Below are 17,638 nucleotides of genomic sequence, written 5' to 3' on the forward strand. Positions count from 1 at the left end.
CGATTACGTGACAAACCAGGCCGAGTACGGCCGGGGCGCTCTGCGCGCGTCCGTTGCTGCCGCAGCGCAAGGAGAGCGCACAGAGTGCGCTCGGGCGAGACCTGCGAACTCGACAAGACGGCCGTAGTCGACATCATGCGGCCGACCGAAGCAACGCCGCCTCCTTCGTCGGCGCAAACCCCAACCCAGGAAACCTCACCCCGGACTCCCGAACCCACGCCCACGTATCCGCCACCGTCTCAACAACAGGGCGGCACACCAAACCCGCAGCAGCAGCGCGGGAAGCATCGGTGGTCACCAAGGGAGAAGACGGCGGGAGCCAGCCGGGCAGTTCGGTCCAGCGATGGATCTCCGGGAAAGAAAGGGGGTCCACCCAGCTCAATACGGGAGAACCGCCGACGACCTCCACAACGGACGAGAGCAGGCTGCCGAAAGTGGTGTGGCCCAAGGGATTCACCACGTTATAAGGACCAGCAAGCCCAGTCGAGACAGCACGAAGCAGCCAAGCCGCAAGATCGCGCACATCGACATAACGCACGGGCAGCGACGAAGGGCCGGGCGCCAGCACCTCCCCGCCGCGTTCGACGCGGCGTAGCCAGTGGGGGAGGCGGCCGGAGTCCTCGTGTGGGCCGAAGATCAGGCCCGCGCGTGCCAGCAGTGCGCGGTCCCCGAAGGACTCCTCGACAGCGATCTCCCCGCCGCGCTTGTGTTGCGGGTACTCGTCGCCCTCCGGCGCGATCAGGGCGCAGGTTTCGTCGGCTCCGTGAACCCCAGAGGCATAGACGGCGCGGCTCGACACGTACACGTACCGCTCGGCGTGCTTCGACAACAGGCGCGCGCTGTCGCGGACTGCTGAAGGCGCACCGGACCAGGTGTCGACCACGGCGTCCCATGGTTGCGCCAGCGGGGCCAGATCCGCTGCACGCAACCTATCGCCGGTGAGCGTCGACGCCGCGGGATGTGACCATGCGCCGCGGCCGCGGTTGAACGTGGTCACCGACCAGCCGCGCGCTGCCGCCTCGCTGACGATCGCGCGGCCGACGAAGGAAGTTCCGCCGAGCACCAGAAGTCGCACGACCAGCACCGTAGCGTCTGCCCGACCGCGTGCGACATCACCGGAGTGCACGCACAGATCGCGACCGAGCTCCTCGAGGCCGAACAGGACATCCACCGTCACCGTGGCGACCGGTTCGAGCAGTTCGCCCGCGTGCGCACGGCGATGGGGCGGCTCGCGACCGTCGACGCCTTTTACGTCGCGGAGTTCGTCGGCGCGGGCTCGGTGCATTACCACCACCAGTACGACGGCGACACCTTCGACCTGCCCGGTTCGATGCCGATTGCGCCCGGCCGCACGGCGCACTGGGTCCGCACACACCGCCGTTCGTACACGTTCGCCGAGGACGGTGGGCGGGCATTGCACGCGGGCGTTCCCTTCGGAGACACGGAAAAGATCTCCCGCGACGCCATCGTCACCCCGATTTTCGACGACAGCCAGGAGCGGAACCTCCTCGGGCTCGTCTCCATCCAGACGTACACGCCAGGCAGCTACGACCGGCACACCGTCGAAGCCCTGGAATACCTCGCCGACTCGCTCGGCGGGCAGATCGCCTACGAAAAGCGGATCGCCGAACGCAGCAGGCGGCTCGGCGGGACCGCCCGCCCGGCCGAGGACGTGCTCGGCGACGTGCTCGTGACGCTCGGCGAGCTGCACGCGAAGTTCTCCACGCGTGCGGTGCCCGAGCTTCGCCGCGAAGTGGAGCGGATCCTGTCCGAACTGTGGGCGCGCGAACTCCATCAGCAGCGCCTGGTCGCCGAGCGGCTCGAAACACTCACCCCCAGGCAACGCGAACTGGCGGAACTGCTCGTCCAGCTCTCCGGCGACAGCGTGCCGACCACGGCCGAGCTGGCGCGGGCGATGGGGATTTCCACGGTGACGGTGAAAACCCACATGAACATCGTGCTACGCGCCTTCGACGCCAAGGACCGCGGCGAGGTGCGCGCGGCCATCCAGCGGCTCACCCGGCACCGCTCATACCAGGTATGAGAACCCGCCCCGGCCGCCTCCACCCTCGTACGAAGACGAACGGCCGCCGCTGACCGAGGCTGAACCTCGTGCACAACGAACTGATTCATTACACCGGTGACCATGGCAGCTGGGACGCGGTGGTCGACCAGGCCGCGTCCTTGTTCAATCCCTTTACCGCCGCGGGAAAAATCATCACCAGGATCGGCGCCTGCATGGTGGAGATCAAACGCCTCAACCACGTCTCGGCCGAGTTGCAACGCAGGCACCAGCGGGCGGACGCGATGCTGCTCCAGCACCGGCAGACGGTCATCTTGCTCTTCGACGGCGAGCGGGAGCACAGCAGACAGACCCGGATCGAATCCGCCGCACTCGTGACCGGCTACCAGAACATGGTCGAGCGGGTCTGCGAGCCTCGCGTGCCCGCCAAGTTCTACGACCTGGCGCAGGCGCTGCTGCCCGCGATGTCGGCCGAAATCGCGCGGCTGACCCGCACCCGCGGCGACAACCTGGTGCGGCTCAGCGACAGTCTGCGCCTCGGGGACACGGAGGCAGCGCTCGCCGCGTGGCGCGCGGTGGCGGGTGCGTGATGGAAGGCTTCGCGGGCTGGATCATCGTGCTGGTCGTGGCGCTCGTGGCGTTCGCCTACGCGGTCAACGGGATCGTGTGGCTCGTCGTGCACGAATGGCCGTGGCTGGTGCTCGGTGGCTCGATCCTGCTCGCGGGCGCGATTTTCGCGTTCGCCTGCAACCTCGCGCCGGACCGGGTCAGCCGGATCGACGCGCAGGTGCTCCGGGCGAAGGCCGACGAGGCGGCACGCGAAGTGGTGCGGGCGAGGCAGGGGCTGGAACGGGAAACCGTGGAGCTGCAAGAGATCCAGGCCCGCCGCAAGACGGATTTCCACTACCTGACCAACAGGCACTTCACCAGCTTCCGCACCGCGGACGCGTGGTACCGGCACAAGAACGACGCCGTCGGCACCCGAGGGGAACTCTCGCGCAGCCTGAACCTGTTGCGCACCAGGAAAAACCAGCTCTCACGGCCGAAACGGCAGGCGCTGCAGGTGGTGATCGACGGGCTGAACCCGGCGCTGAGCCGACTGTCGGAGGAGATCCGCCGTGGCGCCGAGGCGCTCACCCGGCACAACTCCGCGACGGCGGGACTGCGCGACTACATCATCGCCAACTGTGGTGAACGCGGCCGGCGCTGGGGAGAGGATTTGGCGCGGCGCAAGGCATTGCGTCGGTGACGGGTCACCAGTGCGAGTCCTGCAACCGGAAGTGAATGCGCATGCCCGGCCGCGCCTGCGCGGCGTGGTCGACGTCGGCCGAGAGCACCACGCCGATCACCGGATAGCCGCCGGTGACCGGATGGTCGGCGAGGAACAGCGTCGGCTGGCCGGACGGTGGGACCTGCAACGAGCCGAGCACCAAGCCTTCGCTGGGCAGTTCGTCCAGCCGGGACCGGGTCAGCACCGGGCCGCTGAGCCGGATGCCGATCCGGTTGCTCTCCGAAGTGACCGAATACGGCTCGGTCACGAGCGTTTTCAGCGCTCCCTCGGTGAACCAGTCGGCACGCGGGCCGCGCGTGATCCGCAGCGTCAGCTCGTCCGCGGGTGGCGGTGTGACCGGCGCGAGCCCGGCCGGCGACCACAGCCCGGTGGTGCGCCCGATGGGGAGGATGTCGCCGCGGCGCAACGGCGCCGGGCCGAGGCCGGACAGCAGATCGGTGGATCGTGAACCCAGTACGGGTTCGACGTCGAACCCGCCGTGCGCGGCGAGATACGTGCGCAGGCCGGTCTGCGGTGAGCCGAGCCGCAGCACCGAACCGGTTTTCAGCCGCAGCACCGAGTTCATCGCGCCGCCGCGGTGGTCCACGGTGATCGGGCAGGGGGCACCGGTGATCGCGATGGTCGTGTCGCGTAAGGCGCGCGCGGCGAACCCGCCGAAGGTGACCTCGACCGCGGCGCGCCCTTCTTCGTTGCCCGCCAACCGGTTCGCGAGCCGGAACGAGGCGCGGTCCGCCGCGCCGGAGGTGCCGACACCGACATCGGCGTAGCCGGGCCGGCCGAGGTCCTGCACCGTCGCAAGTGGCCCCGTGTCGACGATCTCCAGCCCGGTGCGCATCAAACGGTCTCCTGGAAGCGCACCCGGACCCCGGGGCGCAGCAGTGCGGGCGGGTTGCGGTCGGTGCGCCAGATGTCCAGCTCGGTGTGCCCGATCAGCTGCCAGCCGCCGGGCGTGTCCCGCGGGTAGATCCCGCTGAAGGTGCCGCTGAGTCCGACCGAACCGGCGGGCACCCTGGTGCGGGCGACGTGCCGGCGGGGCACGTTCAACAGTGGGGAACCTCCGGACAGATACCCGAAACCCGGTGCGAAACCGGCATAACTGACTGTCCACTCTGTACTGGTGTGCGCGTCGACGATCTCGAACTCGGTGAGCCCGGTGAGCCGGGCGACGTCGTGCAGATCCTCGCCGTCGTAGACCACGGGCACCGACACCAGCTCCTGTTCCGCGGGCACCCGGCCGGGCAGGCCCCGGATCAGGCCCTCGATCTGCTCGATGTCCGCGTGTTCGGGATCGAGCCGCAGCAACAGCGAACGTGACGCCGGCACCAGTTCCGTCACGCCCTTGGGCAGCTCGGCGGTCAGCGCGGCGTGCAGGGTCAGCACCTCGTTCAGTTCGTCGAGCTCGACGAGCAGTCCTGAATCGGCGCAACGCAACAGCCTCATCGCCGATCACCGCCTTCCGGGGCGAGATCCTTGGTGATGCGGGCAACCGTAGCGAATTGTTGAACAATACTGCAAGGAGCTTGTGCAACTTTGTTGTTAAACTCGCCGGGACGAGTGGAGGTCCGATGACCACGGCGGAAGATCCCTTTGCGGATCTGCTGGCAGGTGACCGCACGCTTCTCGACCGGACCAGTACGGCCGAGCGGGTGGCGGATGTGTTGCGCCAGCGCATCATCGACGGCGCGCTCCTGCCCGGGACGCGGCTGTCCGAGGAGAGTGTCGGGCGTGCGCTCGCGGTTTCCCGCAACACGCTCCGCGAGGCGTTTCGCCTGCTCGTGCACGAGCGGCTGCTGGTCCACGAGTTCCACCGCGGTGTGTTCGTGCGCGTGCTCTCGGCTGAGGATGTGGTGGACCTCTACCGCATCCGACGCATGCTCGAGACCTCCGCGGTGCGCTACGCCGAAGGCGCGGCGCCGGAGTTGGTCAGTGCGGTCGGTGACGCCGTGACGGCGGGCGAAGAGGCCGCGAAGCAGGAGCATTGGATGGGTGTCGGCACGGCGAACATGCGCTTCCACGAAGCGCTGGCGGCGCTGGCCCGCAGCCCCCGTGTGGACGAGATCATGCGGCAGCTGCTGGCCGAACTTCGCCTGGCTTTCCATGTGATGTCGCGACCGCGTGAGTTCCACGAGCCCTACCTCGGGCTCAACCGGTCCATCGCCGATCTGATCGCGGCTGGCGATCTCGCCGACGCGGAGCGCCGGCTCGAAGAGTACTTCGACGGGGCGGAAGAGCAGCTGGTAACGGCCTACCAGCTCAAGCGCTGATCCGGGTGCCGCGCGACTTCCCGCGCAGCCAGGCTTCGACGAGTCGTGCGCGGCGGCGGGCCGGCGTGCGCTTCTTCGTCGCGGTCCGGCGCTGGGTGCGCAGCGGGGTGACAGGGTTGCCGTAGTCGCGGCAGGCGTCGCAGTCCACCACGCGCGAAGTGATCAGGCCGGTCTCGTGGTCGAAAACCGGCTCCAGGTACCAGCCGTCGGAACCTTCACCGCCACACAGGGCGCAGGAAGCGGAAGTCTCGGACATTCCTCAGCCGTCCATTCCCCCCAGAATGGTTTCCCTCGTCCTCCCCGAGTGTGCCCAACCGCACTGACCGATCAACTACCGTGCGCTGACCGTGCTTTTCGGTCGAAACCGCAGGTCAGGGCACGGGTACGGGAGATCGGTACGGGTTCGGATACGGACGTCTGTCCAGAATGGACACCAGGTACGGGATTGACACCCGTTTGTAGGGTTGACCCTGATCATTCCCGCTGACTGGAGATTACGTGACGAACACCGATCCCACCCGCAACTTCGTCGTTTTCCTCCGCGGCGACGACCTCGACGACGCCGTCAGTGCGGGTACGACGGCGCGGGAGGACACCGCTGTCCGGCGGGTGTGGCAGGAACTCAGTGCGGAACAAGGGGTGCGGCCCGGCGAGATCACCGGGATCTTCGCGCTGTGGGAACCGTCCAGGCTCGACGCGGCGTTCATCCGCGGCACTTTCGGCGAGATGAAGGTGGTGCACCAGTTCGACCGACCCGGGCCGGACGACTGGGACGCCGCTTTCGCGCGGGCGCGCGAGGTGCTGGAGGCCGAAGCCGCGGAAGCGGACGAACAGGAGTCACTGGGTGAGGTCGAAATGCCGATCCTGCGCAGTGCTTCGCTTTCGGTCAGCGACAGCATCAAGGAAATGATGCCGTGGGTCCCGGTGGCCGGCGACGACGTCTACGCCACGATCGCGCGGGTCGGCCGGACCCCGCACGGCACCATCGGGATGGTGCACCTGCTGAACAACCAGCTCGGCGGCGAGGACGAGTTCGCCGGCCGGATGGCCGACGCGATCGGCGCGATGGCGACCGGCCTGCAGTTCGGCGTCGGCGAAACCGAGGACGGTACGTTCGGCCGGATCAGCAGGTCGGACGGGATCAATGCGGCCGCCGCCATCATGCTGCCGCGATTCCACTCCTGGATCGCCGATTCGCCGGCGGGCTGGACCGACTTCGTCGTGCTCATCCCGTGCCCGGACTTCGCGCTGGTGGCGGAAACCGGTTCGGCGATGGCCAGGAAGATGGCCAACGACGTCCGGGAGTTCGAGCAGCAGGCCGAGCTGCTGCCCAGCCTGCTGCGTGTCACCGCCGAGGGCATGGCACTGGTCGCCGAAGGCGGCCGGTGAGCCTCCACTGTGGACTGTCAGGACACGTAGGCTTGCAACCGCGCCACCCGTGAGGGATCACGCAGCTTCAGCAGGGTCCGGCGTTCGATCTGCCGGATCCGTTCCCTCGTCACCCCGAGCTCCCTGCCCACTTCGTCGAGTGTGCGCTGTCTGCCGTCGTCGAGCCCGCAGCGCAGCCGGATCACCTGCTGTTCGCGGGCGCTGAGCGTGGTGTCCAGCAGCGAATCGATCTCGTGCCGGAGCACCTGCCTGGCCACGATCTCCCCCGACCGCGCGTACGGCGTGGTGTAGCGGAGGAAATCGGACAGCACGCTGCGCCCGTCACTGCCGACGGCCTGGTCGAGGCTGACCGGTTCCTGGTTGTAGGAAAGGAGTTCGATGACCTGGAACGTGGACAGGCCGAGTTCGCGGGCGGTCTCCTCGTGCCGTGGTTCGCGGCCGAGGCGTAGCGAAAGCTCGCGCCGGGCACGGGTCACTTTGTTGACCTGCTCGGCCAGCCGGACCGGGATCCGGATGGTGCGGGACTGGTCGGCCAGCGCGCGGCTGATGGCCTGCCGGATCCACCACGTCGCATACGTGGAGAACTTGAAACCCGGGGTGTAGTCGTACTTCTCGACCGCGTGGATCAGGCCGAGGTTGCCCTCCTGGATAAGGTCGAGCAGGGACATCCCGCGGTTGGTGTAGCGCTTGGCGATGCTCACGACTAGGCGCAGATTCGCTTCCAGCAAATGATTCTTGGCCACACGGCCCTCATCGGCGACTGCCTTGAGGTCGGCGCGACGGCCGGCTTCGACGTCGGGGCTTACGGCGAGCAGATGCTCCGCATACAGACCTGCCTCGATTTTGCGGGCGAGGTCCACCTCCTGCTCGACAGTGAGCAATTCGGTGCGGCTGATTCCGTTCAGATACGCACGGACCAGATCCGCCGGGCCGTCCGGCTCGGTGTCGGCGAGTGGTGACGCCACCTTTCTTTGCCCCTCCGAAGGAACTGCTACTGCTAGCTTGCCTCCACAGCGTGACCGAAGACGCTGGCACCCGGCCGACGCCTTTTCGGAGGTGAAAACGGGATGAACTGCCAGGTCGGGGCCACCTGTCCGGATGGGGGGTGCGGACGGGTGCGGGTGGACTACGGGAGGACCGGCGATCGGGGTCCAAGAGCGCGAGATGACTGCGCGCATTCGCTGGGTAAATCGTTTAGTTTGGGCGAGTGGTTACCCCCATGATGTCGGGTCAGCTGCCGCAGGCCGCCACGCAATTCAAGGCGCCAGAGGCGCCGCGTGGCCGTACCCGCGGTGCCGCCTGGTTCCGGCCTCGCCGCTCGCCGGGAAAGCTCGGTGCCCTCAGCCTGGCAAGGCTGCTGGCGTTCGAGGTCGTCCTGGTGGTCGTGTTCTTCGTGGTGTTCCAGGAACTCTGGTCGATGATCGTCGGCGGGGTGCTCGGCCTCGCCGTGCTGATTCTGATGTTCGGCCGGGGCGGCGGGCGCTGGTGGTCCGAGAGTTTCCTGCTGTGGCTACGTTTTCGCGCCAGGGAAGGGTCGGCAGGGGAGTCGCGGGACGACCCGCGGCTGACGGCGCTGTCCGAACTGGCCCCGGATCTGGTCGTGGAGGACATCGCCGGGCCGGGGGACACCGAACTCGGCATGGGCAGTGACGGCGCGGGCTGGTTCGCCGTGCTCGAGGTCGCCGTCCCCGGTCCGCTGCCGCCGGTGCCGCTGGGCGCGCTGTCCGGGATCGCCGCCGAATCCGAGCAGGCCGGGGTGGTGATCCAGGTGGTTTCGCACCGGGACCCGCGCGGGAACGTCCTGTGGGTGGCCGTCCGGCTGGACGCGCAGCAGGTCGCGGAGTCGATGGTGGACAGCGCCGGCGACGACGTGGACGTACCGGCGGTGCTCGCCGAAGTGACCAGGCGCGCGGAGCGTGCGTTGCGGCGGCGCGGGCTCGTCGCCCGGCTGCTGGACGCCGACGGAGTGGTGGAAGCGCTTTCCCGGTCCTGCGATCTGCTGCCCGGCGCGCGGATCAGGGAGAACTGGCAGGCCTGGCATTCCGCCCGGCTCGCGCACGGTTGCTTCTGGGTCGAGGCCTGGCCGGACGCCGAGCGCGGCACCAGCCTGCTCGCCGCGTTCCTGGAGGTACCTGCCGCGCTGGTCAGCGTCGCGCTGCTGCTGGAGCCGGCGAACGACGGCACCAGCCTGCGCTGTCTGGTCCGGATCGCGATCCCGCCCGAGCGTTACCAGCAGCTGAGTGAACTCGTCACGCAGATCGCCGGACGTGCCGGCGCCCGACTGTCCCGTTTGGACGGTCAACACGCGCCGGCTGTGTATGCTTCGGCGCCCAGTGGAGGAGGTGCGCGATAAACCAGCCCAACCAGCCCCCCGCGCGTCCGATGCCGCCGGGCCAGGCTGCCGCGGCACCGCCGCCGCAGCAACAGCAGCAAGCCGGCCGCCACCAACCACAGCAGCAGCCGGTTTACCCGCCGCCGCAACAACAACCGGCTCCCCACGGCGGCCAGGTGCTGGGCGCGCCCTATCAGGGGTACGCGCCGCCGACCACCGCCGTAGCCCCGCCGCCTGCGCAGCAACGCCAGCAGGCCGCGGCGCAGGCGCTGGCCACAACGGTGGAGACTGCGCGCCCGCTCGGGCTTTCCGTCGCCGCGCCGCCCGCCCCGCCGGGGCACCGCCCGACCGGTGGCGGTCCGTCGCCGGTGGTACCGGACCAACGGGAATGGCGGCAGCGCAGGCATCGGGCGATCCCGCGACTGCGGATCGGCTGGCACCAGGCGTCCGCAACGGAGCTGGACCGCCTGCAGGTGGCCGGTGCGTCCTTCGGGCTTCGCCTGGGCCGCAACCAATCCGGCTTCCCGGTGGCGCTGGCGTTGTTCCAGCCGGAGCCGACAACGGTGATGTTGATCGGCGGCGCGTGGGCTGCGCGACTGCTCGCGTACCGCGCGCTGGGCTACGGCGCGCGGGTGAAGGTGCTGACGGCACAGCCGAAGGGCTGGTCCGATCTCGGCCGTTCGGCGACCGGGCGGACCGACCGGGTCGCCGTGCTGCCGCCCGGATCCCCGGTGGAGACAACGGCTTCCGCGGATGCGCCGGTCCTCGTTCTGCATGACACCGAACAGCCGCCGTCGGCGACGGAACCGGTGGCGTGGGAGACCAGGCTGACGGTGCTGCGACGGCTGACGCCGGACAACGTCGCGGCCATGCCGAACGCGAGCATCGTCATGATGCAGCGGCTGACCCCGAGCGAGGCGCAGATCGTCGCCTCCGCCATGCGGCTCACCCCACGCACGTCACAGCAGCTGCCGATGCTGCGCGACGACATGATGGCGGTGCTGTCCGAAACCGGGAACCACTACGTGTGGCTCGGTCCTGGCAAATCCGAGCTGGAGCTGATCGGGCGGCCGGGCCGGTACTGAGCCCCGGGCGGGTTGCCCCGGGCTCTGACCCGGTCAGTGCGTGAAGGAGACGATCAGGGCGCCCACGCCCGCGACAGCGGCGATCGGCACCCAGAAGAACCGGTGCCGGTTGCGCGTCTGCACGGCCTGGCCGGTCAGCGGGTGTGCCGCGGGCCACCGAACGCGACCCCGATGCCGCTCCAGCCGGACCACACAAGCACTTGTCCAACCTCCACAAAGGACGGAGCGGACGGGCCCTGCGCGCCCGTCCGCTCCCTGTCATTCAAACGCGGTGCGTCAACCTTGCGCCGGCAGATGCGCCAACTGCACCAGCCGCGCTCCCTTGTTCCGGGTGATCAGCCAGCCGCGGCCCGGCGGCAGCTGCTGCGGCCGGAGGTTGCCCAGCAGCGGGCCCTCCTCCCGGTTGCCGGACATCAGGATGCCGGGCGAGGCCAGATCCCGGATCCGCGACAGCACCGGGTCGAACAGGGCTCGCCCGGCGCCACCGGTGCGCCGCGTGATGATCAGATGCAACCCGATGTCGCGGCCCTGTGTCATGAACTCCAGCAGTGGGGCCAGCGGGTTCTGGTGCGCGTTCGGTGCCACCAGGTCGAAATCGTCGATCAGCAGGAACAGCTCGGGCCCGCTCCACCAGCTGCGGGTGCGGATCTCCTCGGGGGTGATGTCCGGCCCCGGCAACCGTTTCGTCATCGCGTTGACCGTCAGGTCGACCATTTCCTTGGCCGTGGTGGATGTCGCCGCGTAACCGATCAGGTACTCGTCGGGCACCAGGCCGAGCAGGCTGCGCCGGTAGTCGATCACCGCGAGCTGCACCTCGTCGGGCCGGTAGCGTGCCATCAGGCTGCTCGCGGTCGCGCGCAGGAACGAGCTCTTCCCGCTCTCCACATCGCCCAGCAGCAACAGGTGCGGCTCGGCGGTGAAGTCGAGGTGGACCGGTTGCAGATCCTCCTCCGAGATACCGATCGCCAGCCCGCGCGGATCCATCCGGTTCACCGGCGGCAGCGCGTGATACGGCAGTTCCGGCGGCAGCAGGCGAACGGCGGGCGAGACCGGACCGGACCAGGAGTCGTTGACCGCCTTGATGAACTCGGCGACCCCTTCGACGAGATCCACGTCGGTCTGCTTGCCGTCGATCCGCGGCACCCCGGCGAGGAACTGCATCCCGTCCGGCGAAAGGCCGCGGCCGGGCGACTGCTCGGGCACGGTCGCGGCCTGGCGGCGGCCGAACACCGAGTCCGCCGGGTCGCCGAGCCGCAGCTCCACCCGGCTGCCGAACATGTCCCGCACCGTCATCCGCAGGTCCATCCACCGGTTCGCGGCGCCGATCACGTGCACCCCGAACGCGAGCCCGCGGTTGACCAGCTCGATCACCTTCGGCTCGAGGTCCTCGAACTCGGTGCGCAGGGTGGCCCAGCCGTCGATCACCACGAACAGATCGCCGAAGCGGTCCTCCGGGAACCGGTTCTCCCGCAACATTTTCCGGTACCCGGCCATGCCGTCGACACCGTGCTCGGCGAAGCGCTGCTCGCGTTCGATCAGGAGGTTGTAGGCCTCGCTGATCGTGCGCCGGACCTGGTTCACGTCGCGCCTGGTGGCCACGCCGCCGACGTGCGCGAGGTCGCGCATCGCGGTGAGCCCGCCGCCGCCGAAGTCCAGACAGAAGAACTGCACTTCGCGCGGGGTGTGGGTGAGCGCGAGGCTGCCGATGAGCGTGCGCAGGACGGTGCTCTTGCCGCTGTGTGGTCCGCCGACGACGACCACGTTGCCGCCCGCACCCGCGAGGTCGAGCCAGCACACGTCGCGGCGCTGTTCGGCAGGACGGTCGATGATGCCGGCCGCCGCGCGCAGCGACCCGCGGTACTCGCGGACTTCGCTGGTCAGGCCGCGTTCCGGGTCGACGACGAGCGTGGACACCAGGTCTTCCAGCGTGGGCGGCTCCGCGAGCGGCGGCAGCCACACGCGGTGCGCGGGCACGCCTTTGCCTTCCATCCGCTCGACCAGCACGTCGAGCAGGGTCTCGGCGAGCTCGTCCGGGGTCTCGTTTTCCTGCTGCGGCAAGGCTTCGGCGAGCCTCGGCCGCAGGTAACGGGTCGAGTAGTCCTGCACCGGGTCGATCTGACGGCCCTCGTCGTCGGTGTGCTGGATCGAGCCCCGCCGGTGCACCCCGGAGACGTAGGCGGCCTTGAACCGGATCATCCCGTCGGTGCCCGCCCGCAGGTAGCCGTTACCGGGCGCGCGCGGCAGCTGGTAGGCGTCCGGCGTGCCCAGCACCACCCGGCTCTCCATCGCGGAGAACGTACGCAGACCGATCCGGTACGACAAGTGCGAGTCCAGGCCGCGCAGCCGGCCTTCCTCCAGCCGCTGCGAAGCGAGCAGCAGGTGCACGCCGAGTGACCGGCCGACCCGTCCGATTTGGACGAACATGTCGATGAAGTCCGGCCGGGCGGTGAGCAGTTCGGAGAACTCGTCGACGATCACCAGCAGCGCGGGCAGCGGATCCAGTGGGGCACCGGCTATCCGCGCCTTTTCGTAGTCGCGCTGGGAACCGTAGTTGCCCGCCTTGCGCAGCAGTTCCTGGCGGCGTAGCAGCTCACCCTGGATCGCGTCGAGCATGCGGTCCACCAGGTGCAGCTCGTCGGCGAGGTTGGTGATCACCGCGCTGGTGTGCGGCAGCCGGTCGAGCTTGGTGAACGTAGCGCCACCCTTGAAGTCCACCAGCACGAAGTTGAGGATCTCCGAGTCGTGCGTGACGGCGAGCGCGAGCACGAGGGTGCGCAGCAGCTCGGACTTACCGGAACCGGTGGCGCCGACGAGCAGACCGTGCGGGCCCATGCCGTCCTGCGCGGACTCCTTGAGGTCCAGCTCCATCGGCCTGCCGTCGGCGTTGACGCCGATCGGGACGCGCAGCCGGTCGCGGTTGGACCGGGCGGCCCAGCTCTTGGCCAGGTCGAACTCGTACGGATCACCGAGTGCGAGCAGATCGGTCAGTTCCAGCGAGCCCGACAGTGGCTGCTCGGTACTGGCCACATTGGACAGTCGCATCGGCGCCAGCGCCCTGGCGAGCGCGCGCATCCCGGTCTCGTCGAACGTGTCCGCCGTTCCGACACTGCCACCGCCGTCCATGGTGCGGCTGGTCATCGCGCCGTGCTCGTCGATGTCGAGCACCAGCGTGACCGGGTCGAGCACGCGCGGCGGCTCGTCGGCGAGGTTGATCAGGGTGACCCCTTCGACCCCGCCCTCGATCATCAGGTGCTCGGAGCTGCGGGTGTCCCCGCCGTCGAGGAACACCACCAGGTGCGTGGAGCCCTCGGCGGGCACCGAGCCCGGGTTGAACCGCGGCCGGTTGGCGACCACGTCGTCGAGCATCGCTTCCAGCGCGGTGACACTGGTCGCCACCAACCGGATCGGGCCGACCGCGTCCACCTTCGTGGGGTGCAGGGCCTGGGGCAGCCACTTCGCCCACTCCCACGTCGCCCGGTCCTCCTGCTTGATGCAGAACGAAACGAGCACGTCACCGGGGGCGTGGAAGGTGCCGAGCTGCGCGGCCATCGCGCGCGCGAGCCCACGGGCCCGCTCGCGGTCGCCGGTGAGGTAGATCTGGGAGAACCCGCGCAGCGCCACCGCGACCGGCAGGTCCGGCACTGTGGAGTAGGTCGTGACGAACTTCCGCAATGCCATGGCGCACAACGGTTCCAGCTCGTCGATCGGTTTGGTTTCCGGCGGCACCAGGCGGGTCGCCAGCTCCTGCGGACCCAGCCCGATCCGCACCACCGTGTAGTCCCAGTCGCCGGGCCGGCGCTCCCACAGCCGCGCGCTGTGCGCCGTCGACCACAGCCGCGCCGGATCCGGATGCCGGTAGAACATCGCGTGCCGCTGGCTGTCGATCGTCTCGCGGACCTGCGCGCGCAGCTGCGAAAGCCGGCGCATGTACTGCCGCCTGCTGGCGATCATGTCCTGTTTGCTGGCGCCCTGGCCGGACTGGCTGAGGATCTGGAAGAGGATCATGCCCAGCACCGCGACGCCGTAGAGACCGCCGGCGACGTACATCAGCGGACCGGACGCGCGGCCGCCGCCGATGAGCAGCGCCATGCCGCCGGTGCCGGCCACCATCGGCAGGATCATCAGCACCCGCGTCCAGTTCTTCCCGCTGGGCGGCGGGTTCTCCGGTGGCGGGTCGAGCATCAGCTCGCCGGTCGGCAGTTCCGGCGCGGGCCGCCGCAACGGGCGCTTGACTACGATCGTGCCCAAGTTCCCAACCCTCCCCAACGCCCCGCGAAGCTGGTCCGGCCGGGGTCTAGCGCGGTGGTGCTTGTATTGACGTGCAGGGCGATCATGATCAATCCTGCCCTGGCGAAAGGGGAGCAGCGGCGATGACATCCGCGATGGGTATGGCGCTGGCCAAGGTCACCATCACCACGCCGAAGCGCGGGATCGACGTGGCGCTGCCCGAAAATGTCACTGTTGCCGAACTCCTGCCGTACCTGCTCCGCCATGCCGGTGACGACGCACCGGATGCCGGCGAGAGCCACGGTGGCTGGGCACTGCGGCGGCCCACCGGCGAGCAACTGGACCCCAAGCAAACACTCGGCGGTCAAGGGGTGCGCGACGGCGAGGTCCTGCACCTCGTCCCGGGGCAGGTCGAATGGCCCGAGATCGAGTACGACGACCTGGTCGAGGCCATCGCCAGCGGCGCCCGCCGGTACGGCCGCAGCTGGGGCAAGGCCGCCACCCGGCGCTGCGGGCTCGCGGTCGGCGCCACCGTGCTCAGCGGCAGTGCGCTGCTCGCGTTGTTCTTCCGGGCGCCGTGGCTGGTTCCCGGTCTGGTGCTGCTCGGGGTCGCGGTCGTGCTGACCGTGACCGGCATCGTGATCGCCCGCGCGGTGCCGGACGCGCAGGCGGGTTCGGTGTTCGCCGGATCCGCGCTGCCGCACGCGTTCGTCGGCGGGCTGGTGCTCACCGCGCCGGCTGAAGGCGGCTACGGGGCCTTCGGCGGTCCGCAGCTGCTGCTGGGTTCGGTGGCGCTGCTGGTCTTCGGTATCTCCGGCTACCTCGGCGTGACAGTGCTGGGCCGCGTGTTCATCGCAGCGGTGATCACCGGACTGCTGGGCGTGATCGGCGCGCTCATCGGCAACTCGCTGGACGCCGGCAGCGCGGCCGCGGTCGTGCTGGTGGTCGGCATCGGCCTGCTGCCCGGGTATCCGCTGCTGGCGATCCGGCTCGGCAGGCTGCCGCTGCCGCAGCTTCCGCAGCGCGCCGCCGATCTGCTCGGCGACGACCCGTCGCCCGCGGCCCCCGTCGTCTTCGCCGCCACCGCGCGCGCCGACGAGATCCTGTCCGGCCTGCTGCTCGGGGTCGCGGTGACCTCGGTCGTCGCTTCGGTGTTCGTGGCCGTGCCGGGCGAGGTGGCCGAGCTGATCATGCTGACGCTGGTGGCGCTCTCGCTGCTGTTGCGGGCGCGGCTGTTCCCGGTCGCGCGGCAGCGGATCCCGTTGCTGGCAGCCGGAATCGTCGTGGCCGCGACCCTGGTCGAACACTTCATGGCCGAGGCGAGCGCGAACACCGCGCCGTCGCTGATCCTCGCGGTGGTGGCCGCGGTCGGGGTGCTGATCGCGCTGGCCGGAATGGTCTACAGCCGCCGGAACCCCACGCCGTGGTTCGGCCGGATCGCCGACGTGGTCGACGTGCTCGCGATCCTCGCGCTGATCCCGTTCGCCGGCTACATCACCGGGTTCTTCGCATACGTGCAGGGCCTCATGGCCTCGGTCGGCTGAAGGGGAGCTCGTGCCAACCCGTCGGGATCAACTGCAGGCCTACCAGTTCATGATGCAGCGCGTGACGTCCGCGCTGATCGTGCACGAGACGGACCCGGAGCTCACCCCGCTGCGCCGCGGTGTCGGCGCGGTGTTCGCGGGCGTGATGATCGCGGTGCTGGTGGCCGCGGGGTTCGGCGTGTACGGCGTGTTCACCGGAGTCGGCGGCACGTCCTGGGAGTCCGACGGAGCCGTGATCATCGAGCGCGAGACAGGCGCCACGTATGTCTACCGCGCGGGAAGCCTGCAACCGACGCTGAACTACGCGAGCGCGCGGCTGCTCAGCGGTGCTTCGACGGTCACCACCTACCGGGTTTCCGGCGAGGACCTCGCCGGCCTGCCGCGTAAGGCGACCGTCGGCATCCCCGGCGCCCCGCAGTCACTGCCGGAGACCGACCGGCTCACCAGCATCCCGTGGACGATGTGCTCGGTGCTCACGCAAAGCTCGGCGGGCATCCCGATCACAACCACGACCCTGCTGGTGGGACAGGACCTGACCGGGGAAGTCCCGCTGGGCCAGCAGGCGCTGCTCGCGCGCGACGACACCGACGGCACGAGCTACCTGCTGTGGAACGACCACCGCTACCGGATCACCGACCCGAACGTGACCCGCTCGCTGTTCGGCGCCGGGGTCGACCCGGTGACCGTCGGTTCGGCCTGGCTGAACGGACTCCCGGCGGGACAGGACATCGGCGCCATCGACGTGCCCGGCCGCGGCCAGTCTTCGGCGCTGTTGAGCGGGCTTTCGGTCGGCGACATCGTGGACTACCCGATCAACCAGGGCCTGCAGTACTACCTCGTGCGCACCGACGGGCTCGCGCCGCTCAGCGAGCTGCAGGTGCGCATCCTGCAGGGGCAGTATTCGGTGCAGCCCAAGCAGATCTCGGCCTCGGCGGTGAACGCCGCGCCGGTCAGTTCGGCGCTGGCCCCGGCTTCCGGCGAAGCCGCGCCGCCCGCGCGGCCGCCGACGCTGACCAGTTCGAACACCACCACGTTGTGCGCCCGAACCGGGGACGCACACAGCGCGCCGACGATCTCCGTGGGCGGGGACGCGAGCAAACTGGGCACCGGAATCCAGACCACGCAACAAAACGGGGCGGGCACGAAACTCGCCGACCGGGTGCTGGTGCCGCCGGGCGAGGCCGCGGTGGTGCGGGCACTGCCGTCGGACACCGCGACAGCCGGGGCGTACAGCGTGGTGACCGACCTCGGGCTGCGTTTCCCGGTGCCGTCGGCGAAGGCGCTGGAGGCGCTCGGATATTCGGAGACCAGTGCCGTGGACATGCCCGCGGCACTGGTTCAGCGGATCCCGCAGGGCCCGACACTGGATTTCGCTCCGGCGATGATGCCTGCTACGCCGCAGTCTTGAGGTTTTTGGCCGAGCCGCGACGGCAACGGCCGCGCGTGACCGCGCTGTGTGGCCCCTCCCCGCCCCGATCTTTGA

Annotated in this window: 16 protein-coding genes; 9 read left to right on the forward strand and 7 right to left on the reverse strand. The window is 69.5% G+C overall.

Translation table 11 applies throughout. The features are described from left to right. Positions 1–133 precede the first annotated feature (133 nt). Positions 134–1,075, reverse strand: a complete 942-nt coding sequence (locus tag VHD82_RS26075) for an NAD-dependent epimerase/dehydratase family protein (protein WP_325709314.1) — start codon at positions 1,073–1,075, stop codon at positions 134–136. A gap of 45 nt (positions 1,076–1,120) precedes the next feature. On the opposite strand from VHD82_RS26075, the gene VHD82_RS26080 reads away from it, so the two are divergent. The 3 genes from VHD82_RS26080 (at position 1,121) to VHD82_RS26090 (ending at position 3,272) form a co-directional block, all read left to right on the forward strand. Continuing rightward, positions 1,121–2,044, forward strand: a complete 924-nt coding sequence (locus tag VHD82_RS26080; protein ID WP_325709317.1) for a helix-turn-helix transcriptional regulator — start codon at positions 1,121–1,123, stop codon at positions 2,042–2,044. 68 nt (positions 2,045–2,112) lie between these two features. Then, the gene (locus VHD82_RS26085) at positions 2,113–2,613 is read left to right on the forward strand and encodes a hypothetical protein (protein ID WP_325709320.1); all 501 of its coding nucleotides are present in this window, start codon (positions 2,113–2,115) and stop codon (positions 2,611–2,613) included. Continuing rightward, positions 2,610–3,272, forward strand: coding sequence for a hypothetical protein (locus tag VHD82_RS26090; protein WP_325709323.1), 663 nt, complete (start codon positions 2,610–2,612; stop codon positions 3,270–3,272). The genes VHD82_RS26085 and VHD82_RS26090 overlap by 4 nt, the downstream gene beginning before the upstream one ends. Positions 3,273–3,276: 4 nt before the next feature. Here the strand turns inward: VHD82_RS26090 and VHD82_RS26095 are convergent, their stop codons facing one another. Next, entirely contained in the window at positions 3,277–4,149 is an 873-nt protein-coding gene (locus VHD82_RS26095; protein ID WP_325709326.1) for a biotin-dependent carboxyltransferase family protein, read from the reverse strand. Continuing rightward, positions 4,149–4,754 carry an allophanate hydrolase subunit 1 gene (locus tag VHD82_RS26100; protein WP_325709329.1) on the reverse strand — a complete coding sequence of 202 codons (606 nt, stop codon included), beginning with the start codon at positions 4,752–4,754 and terminating at the stop codon, positions 4,149–4,151. The genes VHD82_RS26095 and VHD82_RS26100 overlap by 1 nt, the downstream gene beginning before the upstream one ends. Before the next feature lie 125 nt (positions 4,755–4,879). On the opposite strand from VHD82_RS26100, the gene VHD82_RS26105 reads away from it, so the two are divergent. Next, entirely contained in the window at positions 4,880–5,578 is a 699-nt protein-coding gene (locus tag VHD82_RS26105) for a GntR family transcriptional regulator (protein ID WP_325709332.1), read from the forward strand. Here VHD82_RS26105 and VHD82_RS26110 read toward each other — a convergent pair. Then, the gene (locus VHD82_RS26110) at positions 5,568–5,834 is read right to left on the reverse strand and encodes a hypothetical protein (protein WP_325709335.1); all 267 of its coding nucleotides are present in this window, start codon (positions 5,832–5,834) and stop codon (positions 5,568–5,570) included. The genes VHD82_RS26105 and VHD82_RS26110 overlap by 11 nt on opposite strands. Positions 5,835–6,076: 242 nt before the next feature. Between VHD82_RS26110 and VHD82_RS26115 the strand changes: the two genes are divergently transcribed. Next, positions 6,077–6,967 (forward strand): hypothetical protein, encoded by an 891-nt coding sequence (locus VHD82_RS26115; protein ID WP_325709338.1) that lies wholly within the window; start codon positions 6,077–6,079, stop codon positions 6,965–6,967. Between the two features lie 17 nt (positions 6,968–6,984). On the opposite strand, the gene VHD82_RS26120 is transcribed toward VHD82_RS26115, so the two are convergent. Next, a complete protein-coding gene (locus tag VHD82_RS26120) occupies positions 6,985–7,932 on the reverse strand; it encodes a sigma-70 family RNA polymerase sigma factor (protein ID WP_325709341.1) in 948 nt (315 codons plus the stop codon). A gap of 242 nt (positions 7,933–8,174) precedes the next feature. On the opposite strand from VHD82_RS26120, the gene VHD82_RS26125 reads away from it, so the two are divergent. Both VHD82_RS26125 and VHD82_RS26130 read left to right on the forward strand, forming a co-directional pair. Further along, positions 8,175–9,320: a type VII secretion protein EccE gene (locus VHD82_RS26125; RefSeq protein WP_325709344.1), complete on the forward strand. Its 1,146-nt coding sequence runs from the start codon at positions 8,175–8,177 to the stop codon at positions 9,318–9,320. 155 nt (positions 9,321–9,475) lie between these two features. Then, a complete protein-coding gene (locus tag VHD82_RS26130; RefSeq protein WP_325709347.1) occupies positions 9,476–10,384 on the forward strand; it encodes a hypothetical protein in 909 nt (302 codons plus the stop codon). 33 nt (positions 10,385–10,417) lie between these two features. On the opposite strand, the gene VHD82_RS26135 is transcribed toward VHD82_RS26130, so the two are convergent. Next, positions 10,418–10,576 carry a hypothetical protein gene (locus VHD82_RS26135; RefSeq protein WP_325709350.1) on the reverse strand — a complete coding sequence of 53 codons (159 nt, stop codon included), beginning with the start codon at positions 10,574–10,576 and terminating at the stop codon, positions 10,418–10,420. Between the two features lie 84 nt (positions 10,577–10,660). After that, entirely contained in the window at positions 10,661–14,632 is a 3,972-nt protein-coding gene (gene eccCa, locus VHD82_RS26140; RefSeq protein WP_325709352.1) for a type VII secretion protein EccCa, read from the reverse strand. A 122-nt stretch (positions 14,633–14,754) separates the two neighbouring features. Here eccCa and eccD point away from each other — a divergent pair, with 122 nt between their 5' ends. Together eccD and eccB are read left to right on the forward strand one after the other, a co-directional pair. Next, positions 14,755–16,155, forward strand: a complete 1,401-nt coding sequence (gene eccD / locus VHD82_RS26145; protein WP_325709354.1) for a type VII secretion integral membrane protein EccD — start codon at positions 14,755–14,757, stop codon at positions 16,153–16,155. A gap of 10 nt (positions 16,156–16,165) precedes the next feature. Then, complete coding sequence (eccB, locus tag VHD82_RS26150) at positions 16,166–17,563, forward strand: type VII secretion protein EccB (protein ID WP_325709356.1); 1,398 nt, start codon at positions 16,166–16,168, stop codon at positions 17,561–17,563. Positions 17,564–17,638: the final 75 nt, after the last annotated feature.

Source organism: Amycolatopsis sp., assembly GCF_035546795.1.
In the GTDB taxonomy this organism is placed as follows: domain Bacteria; phylum Actinomycetota; class Actinomycetes; order Mycobacteriales; family Pseudonocardiaceae; genus Amycolatopsis_E.

Excerpts from the sequence above, each read along its gene's own strand:
- VHD82_RS26095 (WP_325709326.1), bottom strand. The coding sequence starts at position 4,149 with ATGCGCACCGGGCTGGAGATCGTCGACACGGGGCCACTTGCGACGGTG.
- VHD82_RS26100 (WP_325709329.1), bottom strand. The coding sequence starts at position 4,754 with ATGAGGCTGTTGCGTTGCGCCGATTCAGGACTGCTCGTCGAGCTCGAC.
- VHD82_RS26105 (WP_325709332.1), top strand. The coding sequence starts at position 4,880 with ATGACCACGGCGGAAGATCCCTTTGCGGATCTGCTGGCAGGTGACCGC.
- VHD82_RS26110 (WP_325709335.1), bottom strand. The coding sequence starts at position 5,834 with ATGTCCGAGACTTCCGCTTCCTGCGCCCTGTGTGGCGGTGAAGGTTCC.
- eccD (WP_325709354.1), top strand. The coding sequence starts at position 14,755 with ATGACATCCGCGATGGGTATGGCGCTGGCCAAGGTCACCATCACCACG.